At 46.5% G+C, this 12,513-nt stretch carries 12 protein-coding genes; 7 read left to right on the top strand and 5 right to left on the bottom strand.

Annotated features, from left to right (window positions below; all coding sequences use genetic code 11):
• The first annotated feature begins 222 nt into the window (after positions 1-222).
• Positions 223-1,854, top strand: coding sequence for an iron uptake porin (locus H6F44_RS01780; protein WP_190349199.1), 1,632 nt, complete (start codon positions 223-225; stop codon positions 1,852-1,854).
• Positions 1,855-1,887: 33 nt separating this feature from the next.
• Here the strand turns inward: H6F44_RS01780 and crtH are convergent, their stop codons facing one another.
• The 4 genes from crtH to H6F44_RS01760 form a co-directional block, all read right to left on the bottom strand.
• Entirely contained in the window at positions 1,888-3,402 is a 1,515-nt protein-coding gene (gene crtH / locus H6F44_RS01775) for a carotenoid isomerase (protein WP_190349198.1), read from the bottom strand.
• Positions 3,403-3,473: 71 nt separating this feature from the next.
• Positions 3,474-3,989 (bottom strand): MogA/MoaB family molybdenum cofactor biosynthesis protein, encoded by a 516-nt coding sequence (locus H6F44_RS01770; RefSeq protein ID WP_190349197.1) that lies wholly within the window; start codon positions 3,987-3,989, stop codon positions 3,474-3,476.
• Positions 3,990-4,028: 39 nt separating this feature from the next.
• On the bottom strand, positions 4,029-4,370 hold the full coding sequence (gene psb28 / locus H6F44_RS01765; RefSeq protein WP_190349196.1) for a photosystem II reaction center protein Psb28: 342 nt from the start codon (positions 4,368-4,370) through the stop codon (positions 4,029-4,031).
• Between the two features lie 40 nt (positions 4,371-4,410).
• A complete protein-coding gene (locus tag H6F44_RS01760) occupies positions 4,411-5,325 on the bottom strand; it encodes an alpha/beta fold hydrolase (RefSeq protein WP_199301946.1) in 915 nt (304 codons plus the stop codon).
• Between the two features lie 9 nt (positions 5,326-5,334).
• On the opposite strand from H6F44_RS01760, the gene H6F44_RS01755 reads away from it, so the two are divergent.
• Positions 5,335-6,087, top strand: coding sequence for a leucine-rich repeat domain-containing protein (locus tag H6F44_RS01755; RefSeq protein WP_190349195.1), 753 nt, complete (start codon positions 5,335-5,337; stop codon positions 6,085-6,087).
• Positions 6,088-6,194: 107 nt separating this feature from the next.
• Here H6F44_RS01755 and H6F44_RS01750 read toward each other — a convergent pair whose 3' ends face one another.
• Complete coding sequence (locus H6F44_RS01750; RefSeq protein WP_242016396.1) at positions 6,195-6,380, bottom strand: hypothetical protein; 186 nt, start codon at positions 6,378-6,380, stop codon at positions 6,195-6,197.
• A gap of 367 nt (positions 6,381-6,747) precedes the next feature.
• Here H6F44_RS01750 and queA point away from each other — a divergent pair, with 367 nt between their 5' ends.
• From queA to H6F44_RS01725, 5 genes are all read left to right on the top strand, one after another.
• Positions 6,748-7,845, top strand: a complete 1,098-nt coding sequence (gene queA, locus H6F44_RS01745) for a tRNA preQ1(34) S-adenosylmethionine ribosyltransferase-isomerase QueA (RefSeq protein WP_190349193.1) — start codon at positions 6,748-6,750, stop codon at positions 7,843-7,845.
• Positions 7,846-8,008: 163 nt separating this feature from the next.
• Complete coding sequence (thrC, locus tag H6F44_RS01740) at positions 8,009-9,316, top strand: threonine synthase (RefSeq protein WP_190349192.1); 1,308 nt, start codon at positions 8,009-8,011, stop codon at positions 9,314-9,316.
• A gap of 118 nt (positions 9,317-9,434) precedes the next feature.
• Complete coding sequence (psb29, locus tag H6F44_RS01735) at positions 9,435-10,148, top strand: photosystem II biogenesis protein Psp29 (RefSeq protein WP_190349191.1); 714 nt, start codon at positions 9,435-9,437, stop codon at positions 10,146-10,148.
• Positions 10,149-10,179: 31 nt separating this feature from the next.
• Complete coding sequence (locus H6F44_RS01730) at positions 10,180-11,448, top strand: late competence development ComFB family protein (RefSeq protein WP_190349190.1); 1,269 nt, start codon at positions 10,180-10,182, stop codon at positions 11,446-11,448.
• A gap of 93 nt (positions 11,449-11,541) precedes the next feature.
• Positions 11,542-12,306: an ABC transporter ATP-binding protein gene (locus tag H6F44_RS01725; RefSeq protein ID WP_190349189.1), complete on the top strand. Its 765-nt coding sequence runs from the start codon at positions 11,542-11,544 to the stop codon at positions 12,304-12,306.
• Positions 12,307-12,513 lie beyond the last annotated feature (207 nt).

Genomic DNA, 12,513 nt, shown 5'->3' with positions numbered 1-12,513 from the left:
TTTAAAACGCTTTTGTCAAACAATCAGGATTGGGTCAGTTTTAGGATTTTTATATATTACCTGAGAATGAATATCATTCTCAGGTAATATTGCTAGAATGATTACATAGGATAAGTCTAGATTAATAATATTAATTCTCAATAGTTATTACTAGAATCACTACCTATTCAACTAATCGCTAACTTCGAATTTAGCTTTTATTTTATTTTTATTTTATTTTCAATGTCAAAACTTACTTCTAAATCTCCTCCAATAAAACGCCCTCAGTCCTTGAGTCATAACTTGATTGGGGCGATCGCGGTTTCGGCGATCGCGCTAGTCACTGCTGAAGCTGACGCGCAGTCCCTCGTCACTACGCCTGATGTGATCGGGCAGAATGTCACCTCAGTTTCCCAGCTTAGTGATGTGCGTCCCACCGATTGGGCATTTACGGCTTTGCAATCGCTGGTTGAACGCTACGGATGCATCGCAGGCTATCCCGATCGCACCTTTCGCGGCAACCAAGCCACTAGCCGCTATGAATTTGCCGCAGGTTTAAATGCTTGCCTCGACAAAATCAATGAAATTATTAGCGCAGGTTTAGCGGATAAGGTGAGCAAAGAAGATCTCGCCACTCTGCAAAAATTGCAAGAGGAATTTGCCGCCGAGTTGGCAACCTTGCGCGGTCGTGTCGATGCCCTTGATGCCAAAACTGCAAAATTAGAGGCGCAGCAGTTTTCCACCACCACCAAGCTAAGCGGTCAGGTAATTGTATCCGCCTCTGCCAGTGGCTCTGGCAATGATTTCTTAGTTGATCCCCTCGGTGGCAACCCCGTGGCGGGACGCGCCAACACCACGATGATCAGCCGCGTGCGTCTCAACTTTAATACCAGCTTTACGGGTGAAGATCTCTTGCTGACGCGCCTAGAGGTTGGCAATACAGGAACCAACCTTAGTAATTCCCTTGATGGTGGCATTTTTGCAGGATTTGCGGGGTTTAATGGCAGTTCTAAATTTGACTATAGCGGCGTTGGCGCAACCGCAAGCATCAATCGTTTGCGCTACGACTTCCCTGTGGGCAGAGATGCCCGTGTTTCCATCGGTACGGCGATGTCGCTAAATGATCACCTTGATGCCAATAGTTTTGCCAATGATGAATCCGCCGATTTTGGCATTGGGATGTTTATTAACAATCCTTTGATTTTGCCTGTAAATGATGGAGCGGGGGCGGCGATCGATTGGAATTTGGGTGGTGGCGCGTTTAGTTTGAGGGCGGGCTATGTGGCTCAAAATGCCAGTAGCCCTACGGCAGATACGACTGCGCCCAATGGCACGATTAACCGTGGTCTGTTTGGCGATACCTATCAGGGTACGGTCGAGTTAGAATTTGCGCCCAAAAATGCCGAAGATGAAGCACCCTTTGCGATCAAGTTGCAATATACCCGCGCCTCTGTAAACAATCTTGATTACAATATGGGCGGCGTGAATCTGGAATGGGCTGTTAACAAGGCGATCGCCCTATTTGGACGCTATGGATTTGGCAATATTAGCAATCGCGGCACAGCGATCGCCGCCGCCCTGCCCGCTTATACAAGTGCTACTAGCGATTCCCTTAATCCGCAAACATGGTCTGCGGGGTTGGCATTCCCAGACTTATTTAAAGAAGGCGCAATGGCAGCGATCGCCGTTGGTCAGCCCTTTGTGGAAAATAAGGTCGGCAATGCCACCCAAACCAATGTGGAACTGTTCTATCGCTTCCCTATCTCCGACAATATCAGCATCACCCCTGATTTGCAGTTTATCTTCAATCCGAACAATAACAGCAGCAATGGCACAATTACCGTTGGCACATTGAGAACTGTGTTTAGTTTTTAGGAAAAAGCGCGGCTAAGCCGCGCTTTTGAGTTTTTAGACTAAGCCCAAGGTGGCTGCGACTAAATGACCACAGGCAAAGCCAGAAAATGCCACCGCATTTAAACCCTGACCTGGGAAGGTGCTGTCGCCGACACAGTAAAGGTCGGGAACGGAAGTGCGGTTAAAGGGCATTCCCAATAGTCCCCAAGGCTTGCCAGTGGGAATTGGTCCATAGGTTCCATTACTGCGTCCTAAAAAGCGGCGATGACTGCGGGGCGTACCAATCTCTTGATAGTCGAGACAGGCTTCTAATTTTGGGAAAATTGCCAATAGGCGATCGCATAGTTTTTTCGCTGCCAATTCCTTTTTCTCTTCATATGCCGCAGGTGATAAGTCTTGCCATTCCTGCATCCAGCTAGGGGTAAAGGTATGCACGATGTGATAGCCTGTGGGAGCAAGGGAGGGATCGAGCAAGGTGGGAATCGATACAAAAATTGTGCCCTGCTCCTTTTCCATATCTGCCCAATCTTCTAATAGAATGTGATGACAGGCAGCACCTTCTGGAATAGCGGCAGCTTCGACCCCTAAATGTAAGCTCAGGAAACTGGGGGACTGTTGATAGCGCGATCGCCAATTCTTTTCGCTGTTGGGTAAAGGTTCGCTCTTGAGTAAGTTGCTAAAGGTATCCCATCGGGTGGCATTGGACACAACTTTTTTAGCATAGAGAATTTCGCCATTTGCCAACTTTACGCCGATCGCCTGTTGCTCAGATTTTGCCTTGGGAATGATCTCCGTCACCCTTGCGCCATAGCGGATTTCACCCCCTGCCTTCCCTAAGCCCTCGGCTAGTTTTTCGGCGATTTTGCCCACGCCGCCCTTGGGGTAGTTGATGCCGCCATAGTGGCGATCGCTAAAGACCATACCGCCATTAATGGCGGGGGTGCGCTCTGCGGGTACAACTGACCAGCAATAGCATTCCATATCGATGAATTGTAATAATTCGCCATCGCTAATATATTTACGGGCAATGTCGCCCACGTTTTGCGGTAAATAGGCGGCTAAGCCGAGACAGGCAAAGGGATTCTGAAAAAAGACGCGCATTAAATAGCGCCATTCTTCTAAGGACAATAGCTCTATGGCATTGAGACAGTTAAAAATCTTCCAACATTCATCATAGAATTTGCGGATTCCCTCCCGTTCGTGGGGAAAGCGATCGCCTAATTCTTGAATAAACTGCTCATAGTCACGGTGTACTTCTATTTCTAAGTTATTGGGCAGATGATAGTGAATCTGTACGGGATCGGGAATGGTTTCTATCTGCATATGCACTGCTGCTAATGCACGGGTGAGCAGGTTAGTCGTGCCGTGATCGCCAAAGCCAAAAATCATGGATGCGCCTACGTCAAAATGATAACCATTGCGCTCAAAGTAACCGCCACTGCCACCTGCGATTAAGTAGCGTTCTAGCACGATTACACTTGCGCCTTTAACCGCCAACTGAGTCGCTGTCACCAAGCCACCAATCCCTGAACCAATGACGATGACATCCGCATCCAATCTTTGCTGCATTAAATTTCTTAATATCTTAATAGAGTCTGATTACTACTATATCAATCGAAGACTACGTTAGCAGTTTACGTTTAGTGCAGACCCTTCAGTTGTCTGACTAAATGGATCATCTCTGGCAAAATTAACTGCTCGATCGCTAACTTGACAGCATTACTAGAACCTGGCAAAGAAAAGATCAATTTACCTTGACAAATTCCTGCGGTGGCGCGGGAGGCGATCGCCCGTGACCCCACCTCCTGCCAACTCAAATAGCGAAACATTTCTCCAAACCCTGGCAAGGTCTTTTCTAATAACGCGGCGATCGCATCATAGGTGGTATCGCGGGGGGCAATGCCCGTCCCCCCATTGAGAATTACCACCTCTAAGTCCAATAGGTCGCGAAAATATTGCATTTGCGATCGGATTTGCTCAGGTTCATCTTTCACCAATGCGTAATAATCCACCAAATGACCAGCATTAAGCAGTGACTGTTTGATATAGTTACCACTTTTGTCATTGTCGACTGTGCGAGTATCACTCACGGTAATTACAGCACAATGGACGCGATAACTGGGCGGATCGGGACAGGGATTTTGGGAAGTTTGCATAAGTTAAATTTTGATCTGAGCCTTGATCTGAGACTCATTCTAAGCCTTATTCAAGCTCATACCGTTAGATTCGGCATAGCGTGTCATGAAACGCAAAAATCTCTGCCATTCATTATCCCCATTCAGTTTATGAATTGCCTCAATACCTGCGGACTTGCCATTGATGAACTTGGCATTTACATTGCGTGTTACCATTTCGCCTTCTTCATCAATCATATACATTCCCAAAATTTCATTGGTACTTGCACTTTCGCCAGTCATACATTTAGGAGCCGCAAATATAAATGTTGCCACACTAGTATCACCATCCTTAGAGCGAGTAATCTTCACATCCGTTGCTTCTTCGTCAATGCCGCGTGCAAGCTGAATCTTTGCTGTCATGTCCCAACCTTGAATAAAATTTTTTGTAAAGCTATCCTTTCTAACATACCTTGTTTTGCAAAAAAACAAAATTTTGAACAATCGCCGTAAATGTTTGTGGCTGCTCAAAATGAACGTTGTGTCCGCAGCGAGGTGCGAATGCTAGGTGTGCGAATGGCAACAATCGCGCCATTTGTTGATGAACCTGTACAAATTTAAGATCTAAATCGCCTGTAATTAATAATACGGGTATTTTTAGGGTTGGCAAATCTTGCCAAAGCGATCGCTGTCTCGCCACACTGAGGGTATATAAACATTTCGCCAATGCAAGGGGTTTTTGCTTAAATCGGCGATCGCCTAGATCGGTAAAATGAGGATGTAAGCGCAAATTGGCGAAAATTGGTTGACGATACCAATCATCCAGAAATTCTTGAAACTGCGTGGGCGTGGCTGCCGCTAACTTAGAGGCGATTAGTAAATCTTGAACAAGGCGATCGCCTCTTGCTGACGGCGTAGTTAACCCAGCAGAGGTAGATTCAAGGATGAGACGATCAAAATATTGGGGAAAATTTATTGCCAAGTATAAAGCGATCCGTCCGCCCATGGAGTAACCCACAAGGGTACAGCGTTGAATACTCAATAACTCCAAAAATTCAATCAGCAGATGGGCGATCGCAGGCATTGTGTAACATGGCTCTAGCAAAATGGGAGCAGATTCTCCTTGACCATGGGATCTCTGACTCTCATGATTGCTAATCGAGTGAGATCCGATCAATAATTCACTAAGTAAATAGCTATCACCATGAGCAGGCAAATCGATCGCAATACAATAAAAGTATGGTGACAATGCCCTAATCTGCTGATCAAATTCTTGGCGATCGCCCATAAAACCATGCAAAAAGAGCATTGCAGGCTGACTAGGATCACCCTCTAGCTGATAAGCAAAACAATATTTCCCAATTTGTCCTTTAATCATCAATGTTCAATGAATGACCTCGAAATCCTTGAATTGATTGAGAACGCTAAGATCAATACCACCACTTCACTTTATCTTAGTGAGATGGGCTTAACGACAGTACCCGAAGAGATTGGCAATTTAGATGAGCTAGTTTGGCTGTACCTCAGTGAAAATAACCTAACCGATCTCCCACCCGCGATCGCCCGCCTTAAAAAATTAACTTGGCTCCATTTGGAAATGAATCAGTTTACAGCCATTCCTGAAGTTGTCACCAAGATCAAAAGCTTAACAGTTTTAAATGTCGCAGAAAATCAAATTACCCACTTACCAATCACTATTCAAAATCTGCCCAGTCTTGCCAGATTGGACATGAATGATAATCTGCTCACGACCCTACCACCCGAAATCAAGTTTCTCAAATTTCTGACATGGCTCGATCTCTGCCAAAATCAGTTGCAAAGCTTGCCCCCAGAAATCGCTTTCCTGACCAATCTCACCGAAGTAGATCTGCGCCACAATCGATTAACCAGTCTGCCCCCTGAAATTGGTTCGCTGACCAGCCTCTCAGATCTATACCTTGGACACAATCAAATCAAGAGCCTGCCCCCTGAAATTAGTTGCTTGACCAAACTCACAGAGTTAGATCTTTCTTTCAATTGCCTCACCACACTGCCCCCAGAAATGTGTAATCTCAAAAATCTGGAGAGAATTGACTTACGCGGCAATGCCATTGACACAGAGTCTCTGGGCTATTTGCAGCATGGTGTGATTTTAATTTAGGTTGAGGTATTGAGGCTTTGATTAATACAAAAATATTTCTAAGCATTGACGCTTCGCGCCAATGCTCAAAATATTTCTGCTAGTTAAGTCAACACAAAAGCGCTGGATTAGCTAGCAGCAACAGGCTCACGCACAGGGATTACAGTCACAGACTTAACATCTTTGTGATTACGGCTATTGCTGATACTAACGACAGTATAGGTTTTGGTATTGCCTGCGTGAAAGGTATCGCCAACGGAGAGAGGTTTAGTGTGATTTAGCGCACCAATAAAACGTTGGTGAAGGTCGGTCATTAAATACTGCATAAACTCCTCGCTGAATAAATACGAAAATAAATATAGCGATTTCCAAACAAGTATGTACTCATTCAAAAGCTCAAAATCAATGCTAATTAGGGTTTTGAGCTTTCGCTTTGCCTTAGGTAAAATGAAAAACGCTATAGGGGAAAGAACAATAAAGCACAAAGCTTATGTCGCTGCAATCTGTATAGCACTGTTTCAGCGATTGGTATATGAAATTTCTTATATTTTTTTGTCAACTTGTCACCTTTTGCCAAACACTGGAAAATATGCAGCAAAATTTTGTGGTCAACCCGCAACATTTTTTGTTGATGTCTGTTTTGTTGAAGTCTGTAATTTGAATCGAGATGTAACTGGAGCTATGACCTCTTCGCCTGCAAACGACCTTGCGCCTGATTACGCGCTCAGTGCCTATGACTACGAACTGCCAAGCGATCGCATTGCTCAAGATCCAGTTTCGCCGAGAGATACATCGCGGCTATTGGTAATCACTAAGGCTGCATCGGGCAGTTCTGATGGCGAAAATCAAGAGCAGCAGCGCCAAATCCTGCATCATCATTTTTATGATCTGCCCCAATTTTTGCGATCGGGGGACCTCTTAGTTTTTAACAACACCAAGGTGATTCCAGCGAGAATGTATGGGCGGAAACTGTCGGGCGTGCCTGTGGAAATTTTGTTGATGGAGCCGATTGGTCCCGATCGCTGGTTAGCACTGGTAAAGCCTGGTAAGCGTCTGCCCGTTGGCAGCACGATTGTATTTGCTGATGATGTCAAGGCAACCGTTGAGGGCATTGATCCAACCACAAGGGCGCGGGAGTTGCAGTTTCATATTCCTAAAGGGGCAGGCCTTGACAAAATCATTGATCAATTAGGCAAAATTCCTTTTCCGCCCTATGTCACCGAGTCCCATACCGATCCAGAGCGCTATCAAACTATTTATGCCGAAATCGCGGGGGCGATCGCCGCACCCACGGCAGGGCTACATTTCACCGAAGAGCTATTTGCCAAGCTAGACGCGCAAGGCGTTGATCGCGCCTTTGTAACACTGCACGTTGGCATCGGCACATTTCGCCCTGTGGAGGTGGAGGATATTACTAAGCACGAGATGCACCATGAGTGGTGTGATGTCTCCGAATCCACCATTGCCAAAATCAAAGAAACTAAGGCGCGGGGTGGGCGAGTGATTGGCGTGGGCAGTACGGTGGCGCGATCGCTGGAGGCGGCAAATTATCAACCTCTGCGGGGCAAGACAAATTTGATGATCTATCCCAGCTATGAATGGCAAGTTTTAGATGCGATGATCACTAACTTTCATTTACCCAAGTCAACCCTGTTAATGATGGTGGCTTCGTTTTTGGGTGAAAGGGGGCGCGAGTTTCTGTTGGCGGCTTATCAAGAGGCGATCGCCCATGAATACCGCTTTTATTCCTTTGGTGATGCCATGCTGATCTTTCGTTAGGAATAACGGCGCTTTGCGCCATTATTTCTTAACCCGACTAAAATAGTCGGGTTTATTTGACGGCTATGTTTGAGCGTGTTAGGGTGCGTAGTAAGTTAATTCCATCAGACTTACAAAAAACCAATTAACTATTAACCAAGTTAAATTAAGGGCAACCAAAGACATGACTGCAACGATTGTTTCTCCTTACACCAGCGATCGCTTAGAAACCTTTAGTAAGCTCAAGTGCAAAGAGTGCGGTGCAGAGTATGAGGCAAAGGCAATGCACGTTTGCGAACTGTGCTTTGGTCCTTTGGAAGTTGCCTATAATTACGAAGCGATCGCCGCTAGGGTCAGCCGTGAAACCATTCAAGCGGGGCCCCTCTCAATCTGGCGCTACCGCGATTTTCTGCCTGTCAAGACTGAAAATTATATCGATGTATCCACAGGCATGACCCCCTTAATCAAGGCAAACCGTCTCGCCAAGCGCCTCGGCATCAAAAACCTCTACATCAAAAACGATGCTGTCAATATGCCCACCTTGAGCTTCAAGGATCGGGTGGTATCCGTTGCCCTCAGTCGCGCCCGTGAGCTAGGCTTTACTACCGTTGCCTGTGCCAGCACTGGCAACCTAGCCAACTCCACCGCCGCGATCGCCGCCCATGCAGGCTTAGAATGTTGTGTATTCATCCCCTCTGACCTCGAAGCGGGCAAGGTGCTTGGCACCACCATTTATAACCCCAAAGTATTTGCAGTACATGGCAATTACGATCAAGTTAACCGCCTCTGCTCCGAAGTTGCCAATACCCATGGTTGGGGCTTTGTGAATATCAATCTCCGTCCCTATTATTCCGAAGGCTCCAAAACCCTCGGCTATGAGGTAATCGAGCAGCTAGGTTGGCAACTACCCGATCACATCGTTGCGCCCCTTGCCTCTGGCTCCTTGTTCACCAAGATCTATAAGGGCTTTAACGAGTTTGTGGAAGTCGGTCTAGTCGACAAAAAAGCAGTTCGCTTTAGTGGCGCACAGGCTGAGGGTTGCTCACCGATCGCCACCGCCTTCAAGGAAGGTCGCGACTTCATCACCCCTGTCAAGCCCAAGACCATTGCCAAGAGTCTGGCGATCGGCAACCCCGCCGATGCTGTCTATGCAATCGATATTGCCCACAAGACCAATGGTAATATCGAATCCGTAACCGATGACGAAATCATCCAAGCAATGAAATTGCTGGCAGAAACAGAGGGCATTTTTACTGAGACTGCTGGTGGCACAACGATCGCCGTCTTGAAAAAGCTGGTCGAAGCAGGCAAAATTGATCCTGAAGAAACCACCGTTGTCTATATTACTGGCAATGGACTCAAGACCCAAGAGGCGATTCAAGGTTATGTGGGTGAGCCTTTCTTAATCGAACCTAAGCTAGACAGCTTTGAAAGGGCATTAGAACGCTCCCACACCCTCGAAAACCTAGAATGGCAGACAGTATCTGTGTAAATCCCTAAAATAAAAAAGCAGCGCTAAGCGCTGCTTTTTTATTTTTTATAGACTAGCAACAGCTATCGGTACTGTGCGATGATTATATATATTGTCTTGTCTTTAGGTTTTGTTGACCGTGAATACTGTCCGTACTGTTTCTGATACTAAAAAAGATTTTTATTTAGCTTTCCCTAAGCCAGTTAATCAGGTCTATCGGCGGGTTGTTGATGAGCTTTTGGTGGAAATTCACTTATTAAAGGTCAATCAGACCTTCACCTACGATGCCATTTTTGCCCTAGGCGTAGTTACAACATTTGATCGCTTTACCGCAGGTTACAAACCAGAAACCGATCGCTTTGCAGTATTTCACGCTCTCTGCTCCGCCCTACAGTTTGACTCCGATCGCATTCGGCAAGATGCCAATACCCTCAGTGAGCTTGCCCAGCGATCGCCCCATGAGGTCAAAACCCTATTGACTAGCCTTGATAGTGGGCTTAGCCTAGAGCCTCTGTCGAGCCAATTACAAGCGATCGCCAGCAAAGAAAACTTTAAATATAGTCGCTTGCTGGGTGTCGGCTTGTATGCGTTGTTGGAAATTGCTGACCCAGAGGCGATCGGCGATAATGGCAAGCGCGAAGAGCTAATCAAAGTTGTCGGCGATATTCTCAAATTTGGCAGCGATCGCCTCGTCAAAGATATAGACCTCTACCGTTCTAACCTCGACAAGATCGAACAGGCAAGGCAAATGATCGCCGATATGGTCGAAGCAGAGCGCAAGAAGCGTAGTCAAAAGTCGGCGGCGGAGACCAGTGAGCCAGTTGACAAGTCGGAACCAGTCGATAGTAAATAAGAGCCAATTTGCTACACAGCCAGCCAAACGTATGCCTAGCCTCAAAAATGTACTTGAGGAAATCGTGGTTGTAGAGGTGCAAGAGCAACTCAAACGCTTACACGCCTCATCCCGTGACAGCATTAATTTGAGTGAAGCCGCAGCCTATGCCCTAAATCGCTTGCCTGTTCTCTACGCCTGTACTAGTCGAGGATGGTTACAACAGCGCAAACGCGCCTATGCCGATTTGCGTGGTCAGGTGACAAACGCTGTACAGCAAGCCTTGCTGGGTATTAGGCGCGATCCTATTCGCAAATCCACCCAAATTGCCGCTAGTAAAGTAGAAACACCTGCCCATGTTTTGGCGAAGTTGCAAAAGCTATTTGGCAAGCCCAACCTGTTATGGCGTGATGTGCCGTCAGCATTCCATGAAACCCTCAACCTAGTTTCGCACCGAGCCGACTATGGTGGGCTTAGTGTCAGCGATCGCCATCGGCTCCAAGAAATTAAGGGCTACTTGCAACGCAAAGGCAAGCAAGACTATGAAAACCGCGAGCGGCGCGATTGGCACGTTAGCTCCGACTTACCCAATCCAGAATTAACCTCTTACATTATTTCTGCATCCTATTTCTTGATTAATGTTTTAGAAGATTTGGTCAAGCAGGAGGTGAATCAGCAGCTATTGCATATGGCAAATGTCTTGCCGCGCAAGGTGGGGATTGATGATGTCTGCGCCCATGTGTTGAACCGACTGCCACCAATGTATGCCACCACTGAGCAAGGTGTAATTTGGCAGGCGCAAAAGGTAAGAGAGCAGATGTCTAGTCAGATTGAGACAACGGTGATTCAATCATTGCTGACCCTCAGCAAAACGCCGCGCCGCCTTACCGATCCGATTCCTTTGATCAAGTTTGAGGATGAATGCGAACAGGCGATTACCGAGCTACGTAGTCTTTGGCAACGCGAGGATATTACATGGCGCAATGTCCTTGGTTTAATGGAATCGGCAATTAGCCAAGAAAAGCAGGGCAAGGTGCAATGGCGACAACAGTGGCGAATGTTGGGTCAGGTTTATAATGAAATGTATTTAAAGCCTGGGGATGCAGAGTTATCTTTGCATCAAACCCCCGAAGGTGAAGTTTTGGCAATACAAACCCACACCAAAGATGCTTTCGGTTGGTTAGCGGATAATCCTAAGAACTTGGGAATTAGTGCCTTGCGCCTATTTCCTGCGATCGCCGAAATTGAACTGCATTCCACATTTCTCGACTTTGTGATTACTTACACCCGCGAAGAAATGGCGATCGATGGCATTATTTAAAACCAACGAATTGGCGGCGCTTCGCGCCGCCAATTCATGAAAAAATTATCGACACTCTCCTTCTTAAGCCAATTCCAAACCGCAATTACCACTATGTCTGTTGTGCCAATCTTAAAAGCAGAAAATATTTCCAAGTCCTTTGGCGGCATCCAAGCTGTTAGTAATGCCAGCATTGAGGTTCCTGCGGGTAGCATTACGGGGCTGATTGGACCTAATGGCGCTGGGAAAACGACATTTTTTGGACTGTTATCCAATTTTCTCAAGCCCGATCGCGGTACAGTAATTTTTGATGACAAACCAATTCATGGTAAGCCGCCCCATGCGATCGCCAAATTGGGTATGATTCGCACCTTTCAAGTGCCGCGTGTGCTGTCCCGTTTATCGGTCATGGACAATATGCTCCTAGCTGCCCAAGATCAAGTCGGCGAAAGATTTTGGAGTACTTGGTTTGAATCTGCCAAGATTGCTCAACAGGAGCGCGAAAATCGCGAAAAGGCGCGGCAAATTTTGGCATCAGTGGGATTAATCAGGATGGCGGATGACTTTGCAGGTTCGCTATCGGGCGGACAGCGTAAGTTATTAGAAATTGCCCGTGCCTTGATGAGCGATCCGAAATTAATTTTATTGGATGAACCTGCGGCGGGGGTAAATCCTGCCCTGATTGAAGACATTTGCGGTCACATTCAACGCTGGAATCGGGAAGGGCTGAGCTTTTTAATTATTGAACACAACATGGATGTGATCATGTCCCTATGCGATCGCGTGTGGGTATTGGCAGAAGGGCATAACTTAGCTGAAGGCTCACCCTCAGATATTCAGAAAGATCCTAGGGTTTTAGAGGCTTATTTAGGCTCCTAAAAGCGACTAGCGGCGCAAAGCGCCGCTAGTCGCGCTTATTCCGAAAATTAAATGTAGGATGGGTTAGTGCAACGTAACCCATCTATTGGCTAGAGGTGATGGGTTACGCTATCGCTAACCCATCCTACGTTTAATTACTATGCTTTTTTTTGCTTTGGCATTAAGATTGCCGCGATGGGATCAAAACTGCTAAATTTAATTAATAAT

It is taken from the genome of Pseudanabaena cinerea FACHB-1277 (assembly GCF_014696345.1).
In the GTDB taxonomy this organism is placed as follows: domain Bacteria; phylum Cyanobacteriota; class Cyanobacteriia; order Pseudanabaenales; family Pseudanabaenaceae; genus Pseudanabaena; species Pseudanabaena cinerea.
The sequence above is the reverse complement of the archived record's forward strand: the minus strand, read 5'-3'. Positions and strand labels throughout refer to the sequence as shown.

Bases quoted from the DNA above. Each gene is read 5' to 3' on its own strand.
- H6F44_RS01755 (WP_190349195.1), top strand. From the start codon at position 5,335: ATGAATGACCTCGAAATCCTTGAATTGATTGAGAACGCTAAGATCAAT.
- psb28 (WP_190349196.1), bottom strand. From the start codon at position 4,370: ATGACAGCAAAGATTCAGCTTGCACGCGGCATTGACGAAGAAGCAACG.
- thrC (WP_190349192.1), top strand. From the start codon at position 8,009: ATGACTGCAACGATTGTTTCTCCTTACACCAGCGATCGCTTAGAAACC.
- H6F44_RS01725 (WP_190349189.1), top strand. From the start codon at position 11,542: ATGTCTGTTGTGCCAATCTTAAAAGCAGAAAATATTTCCAAGTCCTTT.
- H6F44_RS01750 (WP_242016396.1), bottom strand. From the start codon at position 6,380: ATGACCGACCTTCACCAACGTTTTATTGGTGCGCTAAATCACACTAAA.
- H6F44_RS01730 (WP_190349190.1), top strand. From the start codon at position 10,180: ATGCCTAGCCTCAAAAATGTACTTGAGGAAATCGTGGTTGTAGAGGTG.
- H6F44_RS01770 (WP_190349197.1), bottom strand. From the start codon at position 3,989: ATGCAAACTTCCCAAAATCCCTGTCCCGATCCGCCCAGTTATCGCGTC.
- crtH (WP_190349198.1), bottom strand. From the start codon at position 3,402: ATGCAGCAAAGATTGGATGCGGATGTCATCGTCATTGGTTCAGGGATT.
- H6F44_RS01780 (WP_190349199.1), top strand. From the start codon at position 223: ATGTCAAAACTTACTTCTAAATCTCCTCCAATAAAACGCCCTCAGTCC.
- H6F44_RS01760 (WP_199301946.1), bottom strand. From the start codon at position 5,325: ATGATTAAAGGACAAATTGGGAAATATTGTTTTGCTTATCAGCTAGAG.
- queA (WP_190349193.1), top strand. From the start codon at position 6,748: ATGACCTCTTCGCCTGCAAACGACCTTGCGCCTGATTACGCGCTCAGT.